The following is a 22,977-nucleotide window of genomic DNA, read 5'->3' on the forward strand; positions in this document are numbered from 1 at the left end:
TTTGTTATAATCAAAATAATTAACGAGTGAGGTGAGTATCATGACAGAATTTGATGTCATACAACTAACAAGTACTTTTCAATCAAAAGATACATTAAAAGTACAGCTTCAGGAACTTGACATATGCACAGGGGATTCCATTTTCGTTCACTCTTCGCTTAGCAAAATGGGATGGATTGCTGGCGCCGAGCAGGCTGTAATTGAGGCTTTAATGGAGACTATTACTGATGCAGGTACAATCGTTATGCCTGCTCAATCTGCTACCAATTCGGAGCCGTCATATTGGGCGCTACCTCCTGTACCAGAGCCTTGGTATCAAGCAATTCGCGATTCAATGCCAGCTTATGATCCGTATCTATCGCCTTTACGTGGCATGGGGAAAATAGCAGAGTGCTTTCTAAGACACCCTTCAACAGTTCGTAGCTCACATCCCACACATTCATTTATGGCATGGGGATTAAACGCAAAAAAATGGATGAGTTCGCATCCAATTGAAAGCTCATTTGGGCTTGCATCACCTCTTGGAAAAATGCTTCAACACAATATGAAGGTATTATTAATTGGTGTAGATTATGATTCCTGTACAGCTCTTCATTTATCAGAGTACCTTGCGGATATACAACATACATCTCCTCAAGGGGCGGCTATGTTGATAGAGGGTAAGCGCCAATGGGTTACCTTTGATATGTTAAATGTAGATTCAGATCGCTTCCTTGAAATTGGTAACGCATTTGAAAAGGCACATTCTGAACATGTACATTATGGAAAGTTAGGGCAAGCAAGCACTAAAATTATTTCAATGAAGCCACTTATCGAATACGGTACAACTTGGCTAAACAATCATGCAAAAGGGCCTCTAGCTACTTAACGCTAGAGACCCTTTTCTTTTATAAAAGTTTTTTCACTTCTGTATATTCTTCTTCAGTAAACGCTCGCGAACGTGTTAAAAAACGTTTACCTTCAACACCTTCAAGGGAAAACATGCCCCCACGCCCATCCACAACATCAATAATGAGTTGGGTATGCTTCCAATAATCATATTGGCTTTCGTGCATATAGAAAGGAACTTCACTTATTGAACCAAGAAGTACATCGACATCTCCTAGGATTAAGTCCCCTTCAGCATAGCACATCGGTGAGGAACCATCACAGCATCCACCTGATTGGTGGAACATGATAGGTCCATGTTTACTTTTAAGCAAGTCGATTAACGCTAAAGCTTCATCTGTTGCAATAACACGTTCTACCATGTTCAGAACACACCTTTCTTAGAAGAAGCCTTGTGCACCTTCACAGTAACTTACTAGCAAGTTTTTAGTCTGTTGGTAATGATCAAGCATCATTTTGTGATTTTCACGGCCAATACCAGATAATTTATAACCACCAAATGCAGCATGGGCTGGGTATTGGTGATATGTGTTTGTCCAAACTCGGCCCGCTTGGATTCCACGCCCCATACGGTAAGCTGTGTTCATATCGCGAGACCAAACACCTGCACCTAATCCGTATAATGTATCATTTGCAATTTCAAGCGCCTCTGCTTTGTCTTTGAAAGTCGTCACAGAAAGTACAGGTCCAAAAATTTCTTCCTGGAAAATGCGCATTTTATTGTGTCCTTTGAAGACAGTTGGTTTCACGTAATAACCAGTTGCAAGCTCACCATCAAGTTCATTTTGTCCGCCACCGATTAAGCACTCCGCACCTTCTTGTTTACCAATATCAATGTATGAAAGGATTTTCTCAAGTTGTTCATTAGAAGCTTGAGCACCCATCATGACATCAGTATCAAGAGGATTACCGATTTTAATCTCAGCGACACGTTTCAACGCTTTTTCTATGAATCTATCATAAATAGACTCTTGGATTAAAGCACGTGATGGACATGTACATACTTCACCTTGGTTTAGGGCAAACATAACAAACCCTTCAACCGCTTTATCTAAAAATGCATCATCTTGATCCATTACGTCTTCAAAGAAGATATTTGGTGATTTACCACCAAGCTCAAGAGTGACAGGAATTAAATTTTGGGTTGCATATTGCATGATTAGGCGGCCAGTAGTCGTTTCACCAGTAAAAGCAATTTTTCCGATTCTTGTACTTGTAGCGAGCGGTTTACCTGCTTCTAGACCGAATCCATTAACAACGTTTAATACGCCTGCTGGTAATAGATCTTGGATTAACTCTAATAATACAAGGATTGATGTTGGTGTTTGCTCAGCCGGTTTTAAAACAATACAGTTCCCTGCCGCTAATGCTGGAGCCATTTTCCAAACACCCATTAGTAAAGGGAAGTTCCAAGGGATAATTTGTCCAACAACGCCGATTGGCTCATGGAAATGATATGCTACTGTATCATTATCTATTTGGCTAATTGAACCTTCTTGAGCTCGAATAGCACCAGCGAAATATCTGAAGTGGTCAATCGCTAGTGGTAAATCCGCGTTTAATGTTTCACGTACTGCTTTACCATTATCCCAACTCTCAGCTACCGCTAAAAGTTCAAGATTTTCTTCCATACGATCTGCTATTTTATTTAGGATACGTGCACGTTCAGTAACAGAAGTAGTCCCCCAACTATCTTTTGCTGCATGTGCCGCGTCTAATGCAAGTTCAATATCTTCAGAAGTTGAGCGTGCTACTTTTGTAAATACTTGCCCTGTTACTGGTGATACGTTTTCAAAATATTGACCATTTACCGGTGCTACCCATTCGCCTCCAATAAAGTTATCATATCGCTCTTTAAAGTTAACTAGAGCACCTTCAGTATTAGGATTAGCATAAATCATCTTCTATCTCCCCTTTTACATTAATTTAAAACTGTCCACATAGAATACGCTTACATTTACATCAAATATAGAAATTTTATATTATTCAAGTGGTTGTCTACATTTACTATATTCCCTTACTTTAGAAGAAATTACAACTTAGAGAGCTCAATTTTCCAGAAAAGAATTTATGCTATCATATATAATTATATTACTCAAAAAAAGGTGGAAGATTATGCGTATAAATAAGTATTTAAGCGAGTCAGGAATTGTTTCAAGACGCGGAGCTGACAAGTGGATAACAGATGGTAAAGTAACGATTAATGGTGAACCAGCAACTTTAGGGAGCCAAGTAGAAGACGGTGACAAAGTGTGTGTAGACGGTAAACCAGTCGGTAAACAAAATCAATTTGTTTACATTAAATTAAACAAACCAGTTGGTGTAACAAGTACAACAGAAAAACATATTAAAGGTAATATCGTAGACTTCGTTAACCATCCACTACGAATTTTCCATATAGGTCGCTTAGATAAAGATTCAGAAGGACTTATATTATTAACAAATGATGGCGATATTGTAAATGAGATATTACGTGCTGAAAACAAACATGAAAAAGAATATATTGTTAAAGTGGATCAACCTATCACTACTCACTTCTTAAAGAGAATGGCTGAAGGTGTAGAAATTTTAGATACTACTACGTTACCTTGTAAAGTTGAAAAACTATCTAGCAATACATTTAAAATCATTTTAACGCAAGGTTTGAACCGCCAAATCCGTAGAATGTGTTCATCTTTAGGATATGCAGTAACAAGCCTACAACGAATTCGTATTATGAACATCAAACTAGATAACCTACGTGTCGGTGAATGGCGTGACTTAACAGAAAAGGAAAGCTCAGAATTATTTGGTTTACTGGATTATAAACCTAAGAATTAAATTAATGGTTAAGATAAATATTTGGGAGGGCTAGACAATGATTTCAATCAAGAGTACAGAAAATTTGACTGGCGCTCGCATTAGTGGCGACTTTTGGGACTTCGAAGAACTCGTCCATGCAATACATCACATCACTACTCTTGGCGAGCTACAATGTTCTTATGAGGGTGCTCGTATTAGGATTTTAAGTGTCTCCTATGATATACGTCTTGCCGCACAAGGTAAGCATAATATCGAATTCGTTATGAATGGAATGCATAAAGACATTATAAAATCACAGAATGTCATTGTTCCCGAACAAAATGTTTATCTATCCGTTGAAATATTGTGGCCTGAGTTGCTTTTTGCAACAATTGCTCTAAATAAATTTTCCCGATTACAACAAGACCATAACAATTGTCATGAGTGGAATTTACATATGACTACCATTCGAAAATTCCAAGCCAATATAATCGACTGTCTGAAAGATTCAATGAATCCCAATGACTTTAAACTTTTCATAAATATGCTTCAAGTCCATCAAACATCTATAGCAGACTATGCAGTTCAATATATAGATCTATTGAACCTGAAGTTCATCGAGATGACGCCAGAGGAACGGCAAATGAATCTATTATCATTTGCTTACAAAATTGCATATGAAGACACTGAATACCTCATATTAAAAAAACAGTTACTTGAAACAGCCAATATTACCAAAAGCCCCATTCATAAAATGAAGCTACCCTTAAAATACCCTAAAGAAATTGAATGGTAATTCAAAATATGTAAGGTGCAAATCGTAAAATCAATAATGTACTATTGGAGATTCATTCAACAGTTCCCAACAAACAAAGAACTGGGCACTAAGCTTTTCCAGAAAGTACGTAGGGCTACTTTACTCATTAGCTTATATTATTCAACGCCTTGGAGATGGAACGAAAATAATGATCGAGTACTTTCAACTCAGTATCACACAAATCATCCATTCTATAGGATAAATACAGTTTCTTTAGATTTTTTAATACTCTTAAAAAATCTAGTGCTAAAATATTTGGAGTAGTTTTAGCTAAAGTATTTTCACCTTTTGAGGGGTGAACAGTAATATTCACATCATGATTTTTAATTTTGAAAGCTAACTTATTAGTGTAAGTCTTCCCGAAATCAGAATAACTAGATTGCTTCTGTTGCAATAGTAAATTTAGAACTCCTTCGCACATACTTTCTATTAACATAAAATGGTGCATAGTTTCAAATTCACATATCCCATTATCACCATAAGCAAACGTGAGAATAGCATTAAATTCAAATAGATTCGACCAGTGCACTTCTCCATCATGGATATCTATAAATGATTCGTCATCATCCAATATGGTTATCTTAATCATTAGTATTCACTCCAGACTTAATAGCTATTTATCACATTTTGGTTTATAGATTTCACTAAGTTATACTACCTTTATAATACCCTATAATTTAACAATTTTGAATTGCATAAAAACACCTTCGATAGTTGTATGTATTGTTTACATACTCGATTCGAAGGTGTTTCTATTTTTTTATGAATTAAAGCTGATACTTATTTTTTACAAGCCTCCAAGATATGCTGCTTTAACTTGTTCAGTTTCCTTCAGCTCTTTTGCAGTGCCAGATAACACAACTCGACCTGTCTCGATAACATAGGCGCGGTCTGCAACAGACAACGCCATATGCGCATTTTGTTCAACAAGAAGTATTGTAGTACCCTCTTTATTTATTTCTTTTATAATACTAAAAATCGTTTTCACCATAAGCGGTGCAAGACCCATAGATGGCTCATCAAGCAATAATAATTTTGGTTTTGCCATAATTGCACGACCCATTGCAAGCATTTGTTGCTCACCACCGGACAAAGTACCTGACTGCTGCTTACGACGCTCTAGCAAACGAGGGAATAGCTCAAAGACTCGTTGTAAGTCTTTTGCTATGCCATCTCTATCTTTACGTAAGTAAGCACCTAGATCCAAGTTTTCCTCAACTGTCATATTTGCAAATACACGACGTCCCTCTGGAACATGTGAAATGCCCGCTTTAACGATAGATTGTGCTTGCTTCCCTGCAATAGAAGAACCAAGATACTCAATTGATCCTTGCTTAGGTTTTAACAAACCTGATAATGTTTTTAATAGGGTGCTTTTTCCTGCACCATTAGCACCGATTAATGTTACGATTTCACCTTCATTTACCTCCAAGGAGACGCCTTTTAATGCTTGGATATTGCCATAAAATACATTGATGTCATTTACTTTAAGCATATTATTCTGTAACCTCCTCACCAAGGTAAGCTTCAATAACCTTTGGATTATTACGAATTTCTTCAGAGGTACCGTCCGCGATTAATTGACCATGATCCAATACATAAATTCGTTCGCAAATGCCCATCACCAATCCCATATCATGCTCAATTAGTAAGATAGTTAAATCGAACCTCTTTCGAATTAATGCGATTAATTCCATTAAGTCCTTCGTTTCTTGCGGATTCATACCTGCTGCAGGTTCATCAAGAAGCAATAGTTTTGGACCTGCCGCTAGTGCACGCGCAATTTCAAGACGACGCTGCATTCCATACGGTAAGTTTTTTGCTAATTCGTCTCTATATTTATCTAGACCAAATATTTTCAAAAATTCAATCGATACCTCTTCCATTTTGGCTTCTCCCGAAAAGAAGCTTGGTAAACGAAATACGGAACTGAATATAGAGTGCTTCGCTAATGAATGGTTTGCTACTTTAACATTATCTAATACAGATAATTCTTTAAATAGGCGGATATTTTGGAATGTACGACTGACACCACTTTTTGTTACTTGGTGAGGTGACATATTATTGGTTCGCTTGCCATCAAATAGTATTTCACCTTCAGTAGGTTTATACACACCTGTTAACATATTAAAGCTCGTCGTTTTACCGGCACCATTTGGACCAATTAAACCGATTAATTCGCCTTGAAATAGCTCTAGATTCAAACCTTGCACTGCCTTTAATCCACCAAATTGAATGCCGACATTTTCTACTTTAAGAAGAAGGTTTTTGGTCATCTAGATTACCTCCTTTAGAACGCTTACCAAATTTAAAGTAGTCTGTAATTTCCTTTGTCCCCATCAAACCTGATGGCCGATAGAGCATTACAATAATTAATACTAAACTATAAATAATCATACGCGTTTCTGGAAATTCCGTTAAATACATTGAGATAACTGTCAAAAGTATTGCAGCAATAATTGCACCTGACATACTTCCTAGGCCACCTAATACAACGTATATTAAAATATCAAAAGATTTTAAAAAGCCGAATTGCGAAGGTTGAATAATATAAAAGTTATGTGAAAACAAACCGCCTGCAAGACCCGCAAAGAATGAACCTAACGCAAAAGCAACGACTTTATAATAGGTTGTGTTAATCCCCATTGCATCTGCTGCAATCTCGTCTTCACGGACTGCTATACATGCTCGCCCATGCCTAGATTTTGTGAAGTTTGTAATAATAATAACTGTGATGAAAACACCAAAGAACGCATAGGTCCAAGTAGTCATTTGTGTGATTTGCATACCTGCTGCTCCACCAACATACTCCGTGTTTAAGAAAATAATTCGAATGATCTCAGCGAAGCCTAGAGTTGCAATCGCTAAATAGTCACCTTTCAAACGTAAAGATGGTATACCGACAATCAATCCAGCAAGTGCCGCTACAATTGCACCAATAAATAATGCAACTGGGAAAGGTAAGCCTAAATTCATCGTACAAATTGCAGAAATGTAAGCACCTACTGCTAAAAATCCTGCGTGGCCTATTGAGAATTGTCCCGTAATCCCAATAACAAGATGTAAACTTACAGCCAAAATGATATTAATGGCAATCGTGATTAATAAGTTTGAGTAATACATATCCAGTTGTTCACTAGAAATCATGAATTGTACGATTGCGTAAACGACAAGAGCAATGATTGCATATAGCCAAAATACTTTAGACTTTTTCATAAGTACCACTCACCTACACTTTCTCACGGGTGTTTTTACCAAAGATACCCGATGGTCTAAAGATTAATATTAAGATCAATATGACAAATGCCGCAGCATCTCTCCATAAAGAGAAACCTAATGCACTAACAATTGACTCTACAATGCCAAGTACCATGCCACCAGCCATTGCACCAGGGATAATACCAATTCCACCAAGTACTGCAGCTACGAAAGCTTTAACTCCTGGAATAACACCCATTAACGGGTCAATTTTTGTATAATATACTCCGAAAATTACACCTGCTGCTCCAGCTAATGCAGAACCAATAGCAAAGGTAGCAGAGATTGTATTATCAACATTGATACCCATTAAACGGGCTGCCTCTACATCATGTGATACTGCACGCATCGCCTTACCAATTTTCGTTTTATGTACAATAAATTGGAGAATAAGCATTAAAGCTATTGAGACTGACAAAATCATAATTGATTGAATACTAATTTGTGCGCCAAATAAGTTGAACGTACCTTTTGATAAGACATCTGGATACGCTTCGGGTTGGGCTCCACGGAAGTAAATCACACTATACTCAATTAATAATGACACACCGATTGCTGTGATTAATGCAGCTATTCTCGTAGCATTACGAAGCCTTTTATATGCAATACGTTCAATAAGCACTCCAAAAATCGCACAGACAACCATAGCTAAAAGTAATGCTGGAAAGAATCCTAAGCCCCATCCTGATATTGCATAAAATCCAATAAATGCACCGATCATAAATACATCACCGTGTGCAAAGTTAATTAGCTTGATAATACCGTAAACCATCGTATAACCTAATGCGATTAGAGCATAAATACTACCGAGTGAAATACCGTTTACTAGTTGTTGCACCCATTCCATAAAATCTCACTCCTTTTAAACCCTTACCGGGTAAGTTAAAACGCGAAAAGGGAGGTCTGTGCCTCCCCTTTCTATTAGAAAATCATTAAGGATTAACTTTAGAGTTGAACACTTGTTTACCGTCTTTAAATTGAAGGACTGTTGCTGTTTTCACTGGATGATGATTTTCATCAACTGAGAATGTACCTGTTACTAATGGCAAATCTTTTGTTGCTGCTAAAGCTTTTTGAACTGCTTCACCATCTGTAGATCCTGCACGTTCTATGGCATCTTTTAACCAATAAACCGTGTCATAACCAAGAGCGTTAAACGCATCTGGTGCTTTATCTTTATTTGCGGCTTTAAATGCATTTACGAACTTTTGGATCTTTTCATCTGGATCTTCAGAAGAATAATGGTTTGTAAAGAATGTGTTATTTAATGCATCTTTACCAGCTAACTCAACCATTTTTGGTGAATCCCAACCATCGCCACCCATAAGAGGTACATCAATACCTGCTTCACGAGCTTGTTTTACAATCAAGCCAACTTCTTCATAGTAACCAGGAATATAAATGAATTCTGGTTTTTTGGCTTTTAAACGAGTCAATATAGATTTAAAATCTGTATCTTTTGCGATATATGCTTCTTCAGCCACTACTTTACCGCCATTAGCTTCAACTGTTTCTTTAAATGATTTAGCTAAGCCTTTTGCATAATCACTAGAACTATCCGCATAAATTGCTACATCCTTAAGTTTTAAAGTTTTTGTTGCAAAATTTGCTGCAATTTTCCCTTGGAATGGGTCAATGAAGCACGTACGGAACGCATAATCATTGACAGAACCATCCTCATTTACTGTTACAGTCGTAGATGTAGCAGACGGTCCAATTATTGGCATTTTATTTTTATTTGCAATTTGAACGGCAGCTAATGTATTACCCGATGTTGCCGAACCAATTTGTGCTACAACCTTTTCTTGGGTTGCTAATTTAATTGCTGCTGCTGTTGCTTCAGCTGCATCTGATTTGTTATCAATTTTAACTTTTTCAATTTGTTTACCATCAATACCGCCTGCTTCGTTAATCTCATCAATTGCTAACTCTGCCCCTGCAGCAACTCCTGAGCCGTAAGACGCTACACCACCTGATAGCTCTAAGTTCATACCAACTTTAATGACATCACTGTCTTTACCACCACTGCCGCTACCACCACTAGTCGTACCGTCTTTGGCACCACAACCTGCTAAAGCTCCAATGATCAATGAAGAAGCTAAAAATACAGAAGCAAATCTTTTTAGTTTGTTTTTTGATATCATATGAATCCCCCTTTAATTATAAAACTATATTTTTAGATATTTCTGATAATTATAAACAATTAGATTACTATACGCAATACAATAAAATAATATTTAATAGATTATCGGTCTTTAACGGGTTCTAATTACATTCAATATATTAAAACATTCTGTCAATTACGTCTATAGTAATTTTTAGTTAATTTAAAATATTCTTATATATTATGTTGGTATTATTATTTTATGCTATTTATATACTATTATCCTTTTTAAACAGTATATTTATGTCATTTTATAATCATAAAGAAATCTCGAGAAATATAATTAAAATTCCTCGAGATTTCTTTTTAAATTTTGCTATATTCCTTTTTTGATAATCTCCCCGGCCAAAATGCAAAGCGACCAGAAACTGTAGTTAATGCTGGTACTAATAGTGGACGAACGATAAAAGTATCTAACAAAATCCCAATCGCAGTCACAACACCAAATTGTACAAGCACTTGAATTGGCAATGTTGCTAATACAGCAAAGGTTCCAGCTAAAATAAGCCCTGCGGACGTAATAACACTACTCGTATGCACAACGCCGTCTGCCACTGCATCCTTATGGCTATGAGTCCGTCGTTTCTTCCATATCTCTGACACCATGAAAATATTATAATCTTCACCTAATGCTACTAAAAATACGAAAGAATACAGAGGAATAGATCCTTGAATTGCCTCTGCTCCAAAACCATAATGCAACACTAGCCATCCCGCACCCAATGCACCTAAAAATGAAAGAACCACAGTACCTAATAAATAGACGGTTGCTGTAATTGACCGCAAGTACACTAATAATAGTATCGCTATAATAGCAATCATTGTAGGCATGATAACTGATTCATCTCGAGCAATAGTTTCTTTTGTATCGTATTGTATTGCTGTTTCGCCACCAATCCAGAAACTGTTTGTGGCATTCTCTATACCAGCCTCTTTTAATAATGTATTAACTTTCTTCTTCAAATCGGGAATATGCTCTAATGATTCAGCAGAATATGGATTATCAGAAAGTGTTAATTCATACAACTGAATATCTTTATTACTACTTCCTTGACGAGCTTTTTTTACACTGTCTATATAATCTAATTTAGATAGATTATTTTGTAAATCTACAGTCGCTCCATTTGTATCAACAATTACCTTTACAGGAGCAAGCTCTCCAGGGGAAAAATTATCAGAGATAAGCTTAAATCCTTCTCGTGATTCCATCTCTTCTGGGAATGAAGAAAGAATATCGAAAGTAAAGTGTACTCGTGGCACAAAAGCCGCTAAGCATCCAAGTAAAATTACCGTTGCCGTAATAACAAACCACGGCTTATGCGTCACAAGATGCCCCACTTTACGACTAAATTTATGCTGTGGCTTCGGTTCTTTATAAGGTTTATTTTTTTTATTAGCTCTAGCTTTCTCCATATCGATAGTACGTGGAACAAAAGGATAAAATACAACACGTCCAAATAGAACAAGCAATGCTGGTAAAATCGTTAGTGCTGCAATCCCCATAACTAATATTGCAAAACTAAACGGTACTGCAAATCTTTGGAACGAACCATAATGTGCAAGTCCAAGGGTACCTAGACCAATAACAACTGTTAAAGCACTCATAGCAATGGCGCCACCTGAATCTCTGATAGCAAGCTTCATCGCCTTGTACTTATCTGCTTCCTCTAGTAATATTTCACGGTATTTTGATATTAAAAATAAACAATAGTCTGTTCCTGCCCCGAAGAGTAGTACTGTCATAATTGATACTGCCTGGGCATCCTTACTAATCCAACCTTGTTCTGCAAAGAAACCTAATGAAGGACTAATAATCCCATAAGCAAATCCAACAATAATAAGAGGAATAATTGCTAGTAGCGGTGATCTGTATAACAAAATAAGAAGCACTAAAACAAGCAATACTGTTGCAATCATTAGTTTAATATCTGCTGAAGAGAACAAACTAACTGCATCAATTTGAATCCCAACTGGTCCTGATAGACGTAGCTGCATCTCTTCACTACCTAATTTTGCAGCGAAAGGGTCTTTTCCTAATTCTTCTTTAACAATTTTTTTAAATTCATCTGTGCTTTTTTTAAGTTCATCTGTATTTGCAGCTTTATCAAAGAAAATAGGCGTTACAATTGTTGTACCGTTTTCAGATGCACTTGCAGCTAAAGATTGCGGTGGTAATTTACCTAATGGAGGTAATACTGTTTGTTGATTTAATGTATTGTCAGCTAATTTCTTGTATACATTTTGAATAGCTGAATAATCCTCAGTCGATAATTTCCCTTCACGATGCCATACAACTAATAATGGATTCCCCGAGCCATCGGAAAACTCCTGATCGATTAATTTAGCAGCCTGTTGAGACATTGCGTCGACTGGGACATTTTCAGCTGAATCATTGTCAATACTGTTTACTTGTGGCCATATAAATGATAAAACTGTTACGAGCAATACCCACGTTGTAAGTGAAATCCAACGTGACTTCTTTCCCCCAACTAATTCACCCCATACTTCTAATGGATGTTTTTTCACGTTCTACCACCTTCCTAACACATTTATTTTTATTATATATACTGGTCAGTTAATTTTTCAAGTTATTTCATCTAATATGCTATAATATATGTAAAATAACCAAGTAGGAGGAGTTCAAGTGAGGCAGAAATCACGTAGCCTTGGGAGACCTCGTCAAAATCAAACGACAAAACCAACAAAAATGATTATTTTAGATACAGCAACAAAATTATTTATTCAACACGGCTACAAAATTGTTTCAATGGATGATGTAGCAAAAGAGTGTGATATTACAAAAGCATCTGTCTACTATTATTACTCTACGAAAGCAGATTTATTTACTGATGCTATGGTACATATGATGCAGCGGATCGCTTCGCGTATTTCGCAAATTTTAGCAACAGATGCGCCTTTAAAAACAAGATTATATCAGCTTGTTAAAATTCAACTATCCGCAACAATTGATGTGGATATGGGTAGCTTTATGCGCGATGCAAAATCGCATTTATCCGAACAACAATTGCAAATGATGAAAGAATCTGAGGAACAGATGTATGAGGCTGTAGAAAAAGTATTAATAGATGCTATGAACACGGGTGAAATTCCACAATTCGAACCGAAATTTGCAACGCATTCCTTTATGTCCTTATTAAACGTAGGCAATTATCGCGATGCGAAATCGAACTCCATATTTCCTTCCATTGATGAAGCGACAACGCAAATTGTTGATTTTTACCTTAGAGGTTTAGGTGTTCAATAAAACACCTAAATCTTTTTATTTTTGAACATTAAAAAGTAAAGACTAGCTAATACTATACCAAACAAAAGATGACCAACAATCCACACAACCAATGCATTAATGGAGGTAAAGGCCGGCGTTCTATTAGATAGTGCTGTTGTTGGAAAATAAACTATAGATATTAGAATTGATACTGAAATCACTACAGTTGATTTATGTCTTTTAAAACATTTTTTCATGTAAATTATGTATACGAAAAAAGCTGATAAACCGACTCCAATAATTAGATGCAGTAGAAATTCCACAATCTCTGGGTAATGATGTTGTCCCAATATCGGAATATAATCAATATTTAACAACAGAGTGTACACTTTTATACCGAAATGACTTTCAACATACTTAAATAAGAAGCCGAGGAAAAGACCCGAGATAGTACCTGCAGTAATACTTGGTATAACGAAAGCTGTTTTTCTCACTACTAACACCCTTTCCTAATTGTTTGCTGAACTATAATTGGAGGTACTGGTATGAAAAAAATCATCGTTTGGTTCAGAAAAGATTTAAGAATTCACGATCATGCCGCACTTTTTGAAGCCGCTCATCAGGGGCATATTATACCTGTTTTCATTTGGCCATCTGAAGAAGAATTTGAATATAAAGATAGTGCTGCTGCAAAATGGTCGCTTCATCAATCATTAATATCACTAAAACAAGATTTAGCAACAAAAGGTATACCTCTTATTATCCGTAAAGGCATTATACAAAAAGAGTTACTTCAGCTTGTAAAAGATACTGCTGCTGACGCAGTTTTTTATAACATGTGCTATGAACCATTCATGGTGCAATCTGTATTTGAAATTGAAGTACATCTTTCAAAATTAGGAGTTGAAGTGCAATCATTTCATGGTAATCTACTGTATCAACAATGTAACATTTTAAATAAAAACATGTCTCCATATAAAGTATTCACTTCTTATTGGAAGAGAACTATGCAAGAGGATGTACCAACTCCATATGCTATACCAAAAATGACTTCTGTTATCTCTACATTACCTGCATCATTAAACATAGATGATCTTCAGTTATTATCACCTAACAACTTAGAAAGTAAGTTAGAACAACACTGGAAAATTGGGGAGCAATCAGCTATTAATAGTTGGACTCAGTTTTTAGAAAATGAGCTTGATAAATATGAACACTATAAAGATTTCCCTAGTAAACAAGCAACTTCACTCCTATCCCCTTATTTAGTATGGGGAAATATTAGCGTAAAATCGATTTGGCATTCTATCCAATCGCAAGAACTAGAAGGTCCATCTGCTGAAGCATTTTTAAGACAACTGGTATGGCGTGATTTTGCATATGATCAGCTAATCCACTTTCCTACTATACCTAAAAGACCATTACGCGAAGCCTTTAATGATTTTCCTTGGATCAGTGCATCGACCGATTTTAATAAATGGGTAATTGGCCAAACTGGTTATCCACTTGTGGATGCTGGCATGCGAGAATTACGAACAACTGGCTACATGCATAATCGGGTTCGTATGGTAGTTGCTTCATTCTTGGTCAAACACTTACTTATTCCATGGACAGAAGGTTCTAAGTGGTTTGCGCAAACACTAATTGACTTTGATGTAGCCAATAATGCCATGGGATGGCAATGGACAACTGGCTGTGGCATTGACTCTGCTCCTTATTTCCGGATCTTTAACCCCGTCGCACAAGGCCGACGTTTTGATCCAGCTGGAGATTACGTTCGTCAGTGGATACCTGAATTGCAACATGTACCCCAAAAATATATTCATCAACCATGGGAAGCCCCTCAGAATGTATTAGAGTTCTCCCATGTAGTGTTAGGAGTAGACTATCCTTATCCTATTGTTGAACATAATTTTGCGAGAAATCGTGCATTGCAAGCTTATGAGATAATAAAAAAAGCTTAGTCCTCAAAGATGTCCGAGGGCACTGACCTAAAAATATGAGACAAATAAAAACACCTTTCGTTGAAAAAATGGGTATCCTACCTTTAAAAACCAACGTGGAGGTGTTTTTTCTATGGGGACAAGAGTCAGTTATCCAGTAGAAATTAAAATGAAGGCAATTGAGATGAGGTTAGCTGGGATTCCTGTAAAGCAAGTATTAGAAGAGTTGAATATTCGTAATCACAGTCAATTAAAAACATGGTTGAAATGGTATCGAAATGGTGAATTACATCGGATTGAACAGCCAGTGGGTAAACAATATACCTTCGGTAAAGGCCCTGAATATGGAAGTGAAACCGCAAAGTTACAAGCTGAAAATCGTTATCTAAAACAACAGATTGAAGTATTAAAAAAGTACGCAGAGTTGGAGAGGAAGTGGTCTCAAGAGTCGTAGTTCAATTAGTGGAGGAGTTAAAAGGAAGAATGTCAATTGGTGAAATCTGTCTTCATTTAGGAGTTGCCCGTTCGTCTTACTATCGTTGGAAAGCAAAAGTTCATACGCAAACACCAAAGGAGCTTCGAGACCAACAAATTGGTAACTTGTGCAAGCTACACAAATTTAGATACGGTTATCGAAAAATCACAAAATCATTAACAGGTATTAGTGAGAAAACAGTGCAACGTGTGATGCAAAAATATAACTGGCAGTGCCGTGTAAAAGTAAAGAAACGTAAACGTACGGGCCAACCAGCTTACATCGCTCCCAATTTATTAGCCCGCAATTTTAGTGCAACAAAACCATTAGAGAAGCTCGTAACAGATATTACCTACTTGCCTTTTGGACAAACCATGATGTATCTTTCAAGTATATTAGATCTGTTTAATGGCGAGATTATTGCACAAACTATTGGGTCTAAGCAAGATACAGCCTTTGTTTTAGATACGCTCAATCAATTACCTAATTTACCAGAGGGCTGCATTCTGCATAGTGATCAAGGATCTGTATATACATCTTATGTATATCAAAAAACAATCAAAGAAAAGGGAATTACCATGAGCATGTCTTGTAAAGGCACGCCCGTTGATAATTCCCCAATCGAAACGTTTCACTCCTCGCTAAAGTCTGAAACGTTCTACCTCGACGAAATTTACCGCACGACAAATGCGCGCGTAATAAATATGGTCGAAGAATACATTTATTATTATAACAATATCCGGATTAAAACGAAATTAAACAGCCAGTCGCCGGTACAATATCGTCAACTGGCTGCAAAATAAGGTGTTTTCTTATTGTCTCAAAAATGATACTCAGTGCCGAGAACTAAGCTTTTTCTTATACCTCTGCTTTTGTAACAGATCTCAGCAATTTTTGTTGGATGGTCAAATATTGTTGGACCTCTTCCTCACTTAATACGCTGAAAAGCTCCAATGCTAAATCACGCCCCTTTGATTGGCATCATTTTATTTACAACATTTTATTCATAACGAAATAGTAAAATCCTTTCATTAATATTGTGCGTAGAAACTTCTTTAAGGAATATTTCCTTATCTAATTCAAAGTTGGTCTCATATTCCAAAAAATGCAAATACTCTAGTGAAGGATAGTATAAAATTAGATGAATTTGACGGGGTTCCTCTTCTACAGAGCGTAAAATATTGTCCACTACTTTACGGAAGATTTGGACAGAGAATGGATTAAAAAAGAAAAACACATTATCCTTATGCTGAATTAAATAATCTTGTGCTAACACACATTGAAAATCTATAGCATTATTTTTCACACTGTTTTTCTTCATATATTGCGTTTTATTCGTTAAAGCATTTTCGTAAAAAGTCGAATTCATTTCAACCCCAATAACCTTTATATGAAAGCGGTGATGCACATAAAAAGGTACACGCCCCTTACCACAGCCCATATCCACCACACAATCCGTACTTTCAAGACTATATTTTTCAAAAAGTTGTTCTAACGCGGCATATGGCGTAGGTTCATAACGGTGGTAATGCGTCAGTGTTGGATAGCCATACTGATCTCCTGTCGTTTGAATATGTAAAAGTTGATCAAATTGTAGTTCATTCATAATTGTAGGCACCTACTTTTTTAATTTTAAATATCTTAAGATTAAAACTTTTGATTATCTCATATAATAGCCTCACAATTTAATAATAATTATTTAATAATAATTTAACGGCAAAGAAATGGTAAATAAAATGGCTCATTTAGCTAGCGAAGTCCTCTTCATAACTGGTAGTGGTGCCGTAATGGATAAGATATTTATGTTAAAAAAGGCGCTCGTTCCTTAGCTAAAGCACTCTACAAAAGATTATAGTCTAGGAATCTAAGCTCCAATGGCTACGACTTTATCTCTTATTTGTTACTAGCTAATGTATTTTCGATATCATAATCCTCATATAAAGAAGACAACCATGTTGAATAATTTACATTTATTTTTTCATTCCTTAATGCTGTTTTCACATCATCTTTCGAGTTTTCAAATGTTGCTTCTTTCCCAGCTTTTTTCGCTGTAACTTTAATGATGTGGTAGCCATAATCCGTTTTGATAGGATCACTTATTTCATCTATTTTCATAGAAAACGCTACTTTTTCAAAGTTCTCATCCATTACACCTTTGCCAAAATAATCTAAGTTTCCTCCGTCTGAAGCACTTGCAGTGTCAGTTGAATACTTACTAGCAAGCTCTGCAAAATCATTGCCATTTTTAATTTTTTTCGCCACTTCTTTTGCTATATCCTCATCTTCAACCAAAATATGACTGGCTTGTACTTGTTCTTCTTGAGAGAAAGTATCTTTATTTTCTTTAAAATATGTTTTTAGCTCTTTTTCAGTGATATCAATTGTTGGTTCTATCAATTTTATAGTTGTTAAATACGTTTTGATGTTGTCTTTTGCACTCTGCACTGTCATAGCGTTAAATTCTAGCGCTGCTTCAAATGCCTCTTTTCCACCATAAGAGTTTTGTAAGTCATCTAACTCTGCTTGAATCTCTTTATCTGAAACTGTAACCTTTTGCTTTGTAGCTTCTAGTTCAATGACTTTACTTGTAATCAGTGTACTAAGTACGTCTGTTTCATATAGGGAGACAGGTTTTCTATTTAACTCTGATTGGGTTATTTTCTTTCCATTAATTTTAGCAATATACTCATTTTCACTTGGTACTGTCACATAATAGGTAATTAACGCAATTAGTAAAATTAATGGTGTTCCAATGACGAGTATGAAGCGTTTACCAATCTCCTTCTTATCTCCTGCCATTTCGTTTGTCATTTATCTCATCCTTCCTTAAGTTCCGTTCTTTACAAAACCTACTTTACAGAACAAATGTGTCAGCTAAATGTCGGGATCTATATTTTTAAAAGAAAATAATCATCATTCCAATACGTCAACTAGATGTCATAAACAAATCCGTAATTGAATAGACATTTAATACAAAAAAACTCCACTAACATCGTAGTTAGTGGAGTTCATTATTTTAGTAAGAGTTTGTCCTACTTGTAATAGCAGTGAAAGAAAATAATTATTTCACTCAGCTATTTATCGTACTGAATCTTCTGGTGTGTCAAAGTAGTTAGCCGCTTTTTCGTAATCGAAACGACCTTCCCATCTACTCATTACAACTGTAGCTAAAGAGTTACCAACTACATTTACAACTGTACGAGCCATATCAAGAATACGGTCGATACCAGCAATAAATGCTAAACCTTCTGGCGGAATTCCTACAGTACCAAGAGTTGCTAATAATACAACAAACGATACACCTGGTACGCCAGCAATACCTTTAGAAGTAACCATTAATACAAGTACTAATGTAATTTGGTCCATAATAGTTAAATTAACACCATACATTTGCGCGATGAAAATCGCAGCAATCGCTTGGTATAACGTAGAACCATCTAAGTTAAATGAATATCCAGTTGGTATTACAAAAGATACAACATCCTTCGGGCTACCGAATTTCTCCATTTTTTGCATTACTTTTGGTAATACAGTTTCAGAGCTTGAAGTAGAGTAAGCTAAGATCAACTCGTCTTTTAACACTCTAATTAAACGGAAAATATTGATCCCTACCAGTTTTGCAATCGAACCTAAGACCACGACAATAAAGAATATCATGGAAGCATAAACTAAAATGGCCAATTTCCCTAAAGGTATTAATGATTCTAGACCAAATTTCGAAACGGTTATCCCAATTAATGCGAATACACCAAATGGAGCAAATTTCATAACCGTGTTCGTTACCCAGAACATAGCATCTGCTGTTCCCTGGAAGAAAGCAAGAACCGGTTTCCCTCTTTCACCAATAGAAGCTATACCAAGTCCAAATAATACAGAGAAGAAGATTACCGCCAACATGTTGGTAGTAGCCATAGCATCAATGATATTCGTAGGAACAATATTAACGATTGTATCTGCGAAACCATGACTCTGAACTTCTTCAGTTGTATGTAGATACTGAGAAATATCACCTTTAGTGATAGCACTCATATCCACACCAACACCAGGTTTGAAAATATTTGCAATCAATAAACCGACAACAATTGCGATCGTTGTTACAACTTCGAAATAAATAAGCGTTTTCGCACCTAATTTACCAAGTTGTTTCATGTCACCTGTTCCAGCGACACCTAAAATTAATGTGGAAACAATAATCGGTACAACAATCATTTTGATCATATTCAAAAAGATTGTTCCAATTGGTTGTAAATAAGCTTCAACCTTAGGATTACCGAAGAAAATTGCACCTACTGTAATACCTAAAACAAGTCCAATCAATATTTGAACAGCTAAACTTATTTTAAATTTTTTCTTCATCAATAAGTCACCCCTTTGTTCTGTTTTACTTTTTACAGAAAAAGCCTTATTCACATTTTAATAACGACTTATCAAATCCGACAAAATCCGACAAGATTTAATTAAAAAAATTTTGAAATAAAAATTTATATCGTTATTTAGTTTCTACTTTTACTATTTTGGTGGGTGTTGATATTTCTCTAAAGACTCTACATACAGCACTTGTAAGAATTTCTTAACGTTCACTTTTAGCTTCCTAGCCATTTTAGAGTCCTCTTGAATTGAACGCATACAAGTTCGTATTTCTGAGAACTCAAAATAGCGTGGTGCGTAATATTCAAACTCAGGATTTGTATAATCTACAACACCTAATGTCGCTAAATTATTCATCGCGGCTAATATCGTTCTACGGATGCGCTGCTCAATCGCCTTACTTTCCTTCATAATCTCTACACCATTCGTCTTCGTCTCGGATGCAATTTCTTCATATAAGTCTTTTAAAGCAGGCAATTGCATTGAAGACTCACTACGATTGATTAACAACTCCATAATTGAAAGAATGTCGTCACTTCCTACTTCTCCTACAATACCCATATCATTTAAAATTGATAACACGACATCCTTAATAGTCCGATGTGTCTCTTCTTTTGTGGTCTCTTCGAAATTTATTAATGATTCACGAATCGTTAGAAGTGATCGCTTTAATAAAAAGCGTTCTGCTGTTTTCTTTAAAACATTTTGCACTTCCACTCGATTGACTGGTTTATGGATAAAAAACTCTATGTCCTTTTCATATGCTTGTCCAACCATTTCCTTATTAACGACTTGTGAAATCATCACAAAATGCCCTCTAAATCCTTGTTTCTTCAATTGTTCAATTGTTTCAATACCATCTAAATCTGGCATTAATAAATCGATAAGCACAAGATCAGGATGACTTGATAGAACAAGCGGCAATCCACTTTCCCCACTATCAGCCTCACCAATTACTACCCCCAAATCACCTTCAATAATTATTTGCTTCAGCATTCGGCGGCTAGCTGCATCATCATCTATTATAAAATAGCGCAGGATTATTCAACTCCCTTTCGAATATTCTTCGTTGGTATTTCGATTTGAAAAATCAAGCCATCCTCAAGATTTTCAACAGAAATATAACCTTCAAGCATTTGTACAATTTCTCGTACGTGAGATAATCCAATTCCAGTTGCTGCAACACCTTGCTTATTGTATTTCGTCGTAAAACCTGGCTCGAAAATAATATCTAAATCCTCTTTAGATACACCTTTTCCTGAATCTCTTACTTTAAAGCATGTCTTCGCCTCTATATCAGATACCTCAATTGAAATTTCACCATCATCATCAATTGCTTCAACAGCGTTTGCTACGAGGTTATTAAGCATTGCTAATAAGGGAATTTGTTGATTTGTTTCAAAATCTGCGGATGATTCCACATGAAATACAATTTTTTTACCTAATAGCTCACTATATTTCGTATTAGCCGTTGTAACGAAATCAATTAGATTCGATAAAAAATAAACATCATTCGTTTTTTGAAGCGTAATATTCGATAAACCTGAGAATATACGTTGTGCATCCTTCTTTACTTCATGAATTTCCTGGGCAATATGCAAAGCCTTTACACTTAACTCTCTTTGTTCAATGTCCTTTAATTTACGATAAAGATCATAGCTTGACGCTGTAATTTTCTCTATATGATTCATTGATTTTTGTAAATATAATGTCTCCACATATAAACCTGAATCGACTGTTAACTTTTCTTCTAATCGTTTATGTTGTTCTGAAATAACGACAGAACTATATAAACCTATAACAAAAAAGCTTCTCAATAATGCAACAGCACTTAATAATCCTAAATCATATATACCAATATTTGTTTCAGGTATTAAACAATATCGTATAATATGCTCTGTGCTATTACCTATTATTTCAAGAAACGTTGCGTATATACCTAAGCGCGATGATTTTTCTTTATACTTCTCAACGTTTATTATTCGAAAACCGCAAGCAAAAATAAAATAGTAAATAAAAGCAGGCGCATTTTGCAGTAAGCTTTCCGTAAAATAACCCATATTAAACGCTATATCGCTCATAATTCTGAAAGTAACAACGGTCAATCCCGTTATAATCCCAGTTCTTATAACCGCGACTGGTGGACGAACTAATATAAGTAAAAAAAACATTATACTTCCTAGACCAAATCGAAAATTCTCTCCATTAAAAGGTGTCACTTTTATCTCACTACTAATTGCTGTCAAAATAGCAATTAGAATTATCCATATTAGTTCAAACTTTCTCCATTTAGTACTTAAATTGTTCATTAGAACTCTCCTATATAAATAGACGATAACATGGATCTGTAATAAATCTCTATTTCCCATGAAAACGCAACCACTACGCCATTTTACCATTGTTCTATTTACAAGGAAAAACATTTACTTAAATGTTTGCTTATGTTCATTAGAACAATCCTATAGTTAAACGTGCAGAATATTTTATTTATGTTTAAATACGACCTGAATTGTTTGTTGAAAAATGGTTAATTAAATGTTTTTTTCTAAATACACTTCCCCTATTTTCAGCGAGGTTATCAGAAAAAATTTCAAGTTCACTATGATGGTTAATTTAAAAGAGTTAAAGACTAAATTTCTTCGTTCTAGTTACTTAACTCTTGATACGAGCTTTACTTATGTAGATAGATTGGTCTTAGATGGTTGTGTACGTAAGCAATGATAAAACCTTTATCCTATAGTCCGTAAGATTTTTTTGTTTCTTCGCCCAACTTACCTGGTTGATTTTTAGCCTTTTTGTACATTCATCCTTCCGTACGTTTAAGCTTAGGGCATTACGGTAGTGTTCAAATATGTGCAGTTTTTTCCACGAGGTACAGTTCCCAAAAGAATTACAACAGGAACTTGAATGAGGTTATAATAACTTTTTGTAATAAAATTATATAATTGGTATTTAAAACCTCCTATTACTTCTCTATACTAAATGAGAAAGGGTGGTTTTTTAATGGGTGTAAATAGTACATTAGGTAATTTACCTATTCAATTCTTAGTAGTTATA

Annotated in this window: 21 protein-coding genes; 6 read left to right on the top strand and 15 right to left on the bottom strand. The window is 35.6% G+C overall.

What is annotated here, in order from left to right:
- The first annotated feature begins 40 nt into the window (after window positions 1-40).
- Complete coding sequence (locus ACZLO7_RS00515; RefSeq protein ID WP_464939423.1) at window positions 41-868, top strand: AAC(3) family N-acetyltransferase; 828 nt, start codon at window positions 41-43, stop codon at window positions 866-868.
- Between the two features lie 19 nt (window positions 869-887).
- Here ACZLO7_RS00515 and ACZLO7_RS00520 read toward each other — a convergent pair whose 3' ends face one another.
- On the bottom strand, window positions 888-1,250 hold the full coding sequence (locus ACZLO7_RS00520) for a DUF779 domain-containing protein (protein ID WP_464939424.1): 363 nt from the start codon (window positions 1,248-1,250) through the stop codon (window positions 888-890).
- 18 nt (window positions 1,251-1,268) lie between these two features.
- Window positions 1,269-2,789 carry an aldehyde dehydrogenase gene (adh, locus tag ACZLO7_RS00525; protein WP_464939425.1) on the bottom strand — a complete coding sequence of 507 codons (1,521 nt, stop codon included), beginning with the start codon at window positions 2,787-2,789 and terminating at the stop codon, window positions 1,269-1,271.
- Window positions 2,790-3,003: 214 nt separating this feature from the next.
- On the opposite strand from adh, the gene rluF reads away from it, so the two are divergent.
- Window positions 3,004-3,708, top strand: a complete 705-nt coding sequence (gene rluF, locus ACZLO7_RS00530) for a 23S rRNA pseudouridine(2604) synthase RluF (RefSeq protein WP_511261376.1) — start codon at window positions 3,004-3,006, stop codon at window positions 3,706-3,708.
- Window positions 3,709-3,745: 37 nt separating this feature from the next.
- Window positions 3,746-4,465: a DUF6904 family protein gene (locus ACZLO7_RS00535; RefSeq protein ID WP_464939427.1), complete on the top strand. Its 720-nt coding sequence runs from the start codon at window positions 3,746-3,748 to the stop codon at window positions 4,463-4,465.
- Between the two features lie 127 nt (window positions 4,466-4,592).
- On the opposite strand, the gene ACZLO7_RS00540 is transcribed toward ACZLO7_RS00535, so the two are convergent.
- The 7 genes from ACZLO7_RS00540 to ACZLO7_RS00570 form a co-directional block, all read right to left on the bottom strand.
- Window positions 4,593-5,075: a hypothetical protein gene (locus ACZLO7_RS00540; RefSeq protein ID WP_464939428.1), complete on the bottom strand. Its 483-nt coding sequence runs from the start codon at window positions 5,073-5,075 to the stop codon at window positions 4,593-4,595.
- A gap of 198 nt (window positions 5,076-5,273) precedes the next feature.
- A complete protein-coding gene (locus ACZLO7_RS00545; protein WP_464939429.1) occupies window positions 5,274-5,981 on the bottom strand; it encodes an ABC transporter ATP-binding protein in 708 nt (235 codons plus the stop codon).
- A gap of 1 nt (window position 5,982) precedes the next feature.
- Window positions 5,983-6,762, bottom strand: a complete 780-nt coding sequence (locus ACZLO7_RS00550; protein WP_464939430.1) for an ABC transporter ATP-binding protein — start codon at window positions 6,760-6,762, stop codon at window positions 5,983-5,985.
- A complete protein-coding gene (locus ACZLO7_RS00555; RefSeq protein ID WP_464939431.1) occupies window positions 6,740-7,702 on the bottom strand; it encodes a branched-chain amino acid ABC transporter permease in 963 nt (320 codons plus the stop codon). Before ACZLO7_RS00555 ends, ACZLO7_RS00550 begins: the two co-directional genes overlap by 23 nt.
- A gap of 13 nt (window positions 7,703-7,715) precedes the next feature.
- The gene (locus ACZLO7_RS00560) at window positions 7,716-8,591 is read right to left on the bottom strand and encodes a branched-chain amino acid ABC transporter permease (RefSeq protein ID WP_464939432.1); all 876 of its coding nucleotides are present in this window, start codon (window positions 8,589-8,591) and stop codon (window positions 7,716-7,718) included.
- An 85-nt stretch (window positions 8,592-8,676) separates the two neighbouring features.
- Window positions 8,677-9,888 carry an ABC transporter substrate-binding protein gene (locus ACZLO7_RS00565; protein ID WP_464939433.1) on the bottom strand — a complete coding sequence of 404 codons (1,212 nt, stop codon included), beginning with the start codon at window positions 9,886-9,888 and terminating at the stop codon, window positions 8,677-8,679.
- A gap of 326 nt (window positions 9,889-10,214) precedes the next feature.
- Complete coding sequence (locus tag ACZLO7_RS00570) at window positions 10,215-12,434, bottom strand: MMPL family transporter (RefSeq protein ID WP_464939434.1); 2,220 nt, start codon at window positions 12,432-12,434, stop codon at window positions 10,215-10,217.
- A gap of 118 nt (window positions 12,435-12,552) precedes the next feature.
- Between ACZLO7_RS00570 and ACZLO7_RS00575 the strand changes: the two genes are divergently transcribed.
- Window positions 12,553-13,173 (top strand): TetR/AcrR family transcriptional regulator, encoded by a 621-nt coding sequence (locus ACZLO7_RS00575; RefSeq protein WP_464939436.1) that lies wholly within the window; start codon window positions 12,553-12,555, stop codon window positions 13,171-13,173.
- Between the two features lie 5 nt (window positions 13,174-13,178).
- Here the strand turns inward: ACZLO7_RS00575 and ACZLO7_RS00580 are convergent, their stop codons facing one another.
- Window positions 13,179-13,628: a hypothetical protein gene (locus ACZLO7_RS00580; RefSeq protein ID WP_464939437.1), complete on the bottom strand. Its 450-nt coding sequence runs from the start codon at window positions 13,626-13,628 to the stop codon at window positions 13,179-13,181.
- Window positions 13,629-13,679: 51 nt separating this feature from the next.
- On the opposite strand from ACZLO7_RS00580, the gene ACZLO7_RS00585 reads away from it, so the two are divergent.
- Complete coding sequence (locus ACZLO7_RS00585) at window positions 13,680-15,098, top strand: cryptochrome/photolyase family protein (protein WP_464939438.1); 1,419 nt, start codon at window positions 13,680-13,682, stop codon at window positions 15,096-15,098.
- Between the two features lie 112 nt (window positions 15,099-15,210).
- A protein-coding gene (locus ACZLO7_RS00590; RefSeq protein WP_511261377.1) for an IS3 family transposase occupies window positions 15,211-16,355 on the top strand; the annotation gives its coding sequence in 2 pieces (ribosomal slippage) (window positions 15,211-15,484 and window positions 15,484-16,355; 1,146 coding nt in all).
- Between the two features lie 197 nt (window positions 16,356-16,552).
- Here the strand turns inward: ACZLO7_RS00590 and ACZLO7_RS00595 are convergent.
- From ACZLO7_RS00595 to ACZLO7_RS00615, 5 genes are all read right to left on the bottom strand, one after another.
- Window positions 16,553-17,158, bottom strand: a complete 606-nt coding sequence (locus ACZLO7_RS00595; protein WP_464940905.1) for a class I SAM-dependent methyltransferase — start codon at window positions 17,156-17,158, stop codon at window positions 16,553-16,555.
- A gap of 287 nt (window positions 17,159-17,445) precedes the next feature.
- Window positions 17,446-18,363 carry a peptidylprolyl isomerase gene (locus tag ACZLO7_RS00600; protein WP_464940904.1) on the bottom strand — a complete coding sequence of 306 codons (918 nt, stop codon included), beginning with the start codon at window positions 18,361-18,363 and terminating at the stop codon, window positions 17,446-17,448.
- A gap of 267 nt (window positions 18,364-18,630) precedes the next feature.
- Window positions 18,631-19,908: a cation:dicarboxylate symporter family transporter gene (locus tag ACZLO7_RS00605; protein ID WP_464940903.1), complete on the bottom strand. Its 1,278-nt coding sequence runs from the start codon at window positions 19,906-19,908 to the stop codon at window positions 18,631-18,633.
- Between the two features lie 153 nt (window positions 19,909-20,061).
- Complete coding sequence (locus ACZLO7_RS00610) at window positions 20,062-20,958, bottom strand: response regulator (RefSeq protein ID WP_464940906.1); 897 nt, start codon at window positions 20,956-20,958, stop codon at window positions 20,062-20,064.
- A 2-nt stretch (window positions 20,959-20,960) separates the two neighbouring features.
- Window positions 20,961-22,229: an ATP-binding protein gene (locus ACZLO7_RS00615; RefSeq protein WP_464940902.1), complete on the bottom strand. Its 1,269-nt coding sequence runs from the start codon at window positions 22,227-22,229 to the stop codon at window positions 20,961-20,963.
- Window positions 22,230-22,977: the final 748 nt, after the last annotated feature.

Source organism: Viridibacillus sp. d25.2 (assembly GCF_055456015.2).

Bases quoted from the DNA above. Each gene is read 5' to 3' on its own strand.
- ACZLO7_RS00515 (WP_464939423.1), top strand. From the start codon at position 41: ATGACAGAATTTGATGTCATACAACTAACAAGTACTTTTCAATCAAAA.
- ACZLO7_RS00520 (WP_464939424.1), bottom strand. From the start codon at position 1,250: ATGGTAGAACGTGTTATTGCAACAGATGAAGCTTTAGCGTTAATCGAC.
- adh (WP_464939425.1), bottom strand. From the start codon at position 2,789: ATGATTTATGCTAATCCTAATACTGAAGGTGCTCTAGTTAACTTTAAA.
- rluF (WP_511261376.1), top strand. From the start codon at position 3,004: ATGCGTATAAATAAGTATTTAAGCGAGTCAGGAATTGTTTCAAGACGC.
- ACZLO7_RS00535 (WP_464939427.1), top strand. From the start codon at position 3,746: ATGATTTCAATCAAGAGTACAGAAAATTTGACTGGCGCTCGCATTAGT.
- ACZLO7_RS00540 (WP_464939428.1), bottom strand. From the start codon at position 5,075: ATGATTAAGATAACCATATTGGATGATGACGAATCATTTATAGATATC.
- ACZLO7_RS00545 (WP_464939429.1), bottom strand. From the start codon at position 5,981: ATGCTTAAAGTAAATGACATCAATGTATTTTATGGCAATATCCAAGCA.
- ACZLO7_RS00550 (WP_464939430.1), bottom strand. From the start codon at position 6,762: ATGACCAAAAACCTTCTTCTTAAAGTAGAAAATGTCGGCATTCAATTT.
- ACZLO7_RS00555 (WP_464939431.1), bottom strand. From the start codon at position 7,702: ATGAAAAAGTCTAAAGTATTTTGGCTATATGCAATCATTGCTCTTGTC.
- ACZLO7_RS00560 (WP_464939432.1), bottom strand. From the start codon at position 8,591: ATGGAATGGGTGCAACAACTAGTAAACGGTATTTCACTCGGTAGTATT.
- ACZLO7_RS00565 (WP_464939433.1), bottom strand. From the start codon at position 9,888: ATGATATCAAAAAACAAACTAAAAAGATTTGCTTCTGTATTTTTAGCT.
- ACZLO7_RS00585 (WP_464939438.1), top strand. From the start codon at position 13,680: ATGAAAAAAATCATCGTTTGGTTCAGAAAAGATTTAAGAATTCACGAT.
- ACZLO7_RS00595 (WP_464940905.1), bottom strand. From the start codon at position 17,158: ATGAATGAACTACAATTTGATCAACTTTTACATATTCAAACGACAGGA.
- ACZLO7_RS00600 (WP_464940904.1), bottom strand. From the start codon at position 18,363: ATGACAAACGAAATGGCAGGAGATAAGAAGGAGATTGGTAAACGCTTC.
- ACZLO7_RS00605 (WP_464940903.1), bottom strand. From the start codon at position 19,908: ATGAAGAAAAAATTTAAAATAAGTTTAGCTGTTCAAATATTGATTGGA.
- ACZLO7_RS00615 (WP_464940902.1), bottom strand. From the start codon at position 22,229: ATGAACAATTTAAGTACTAAATGGAGAAAGTTTGAACTAATATGGATA.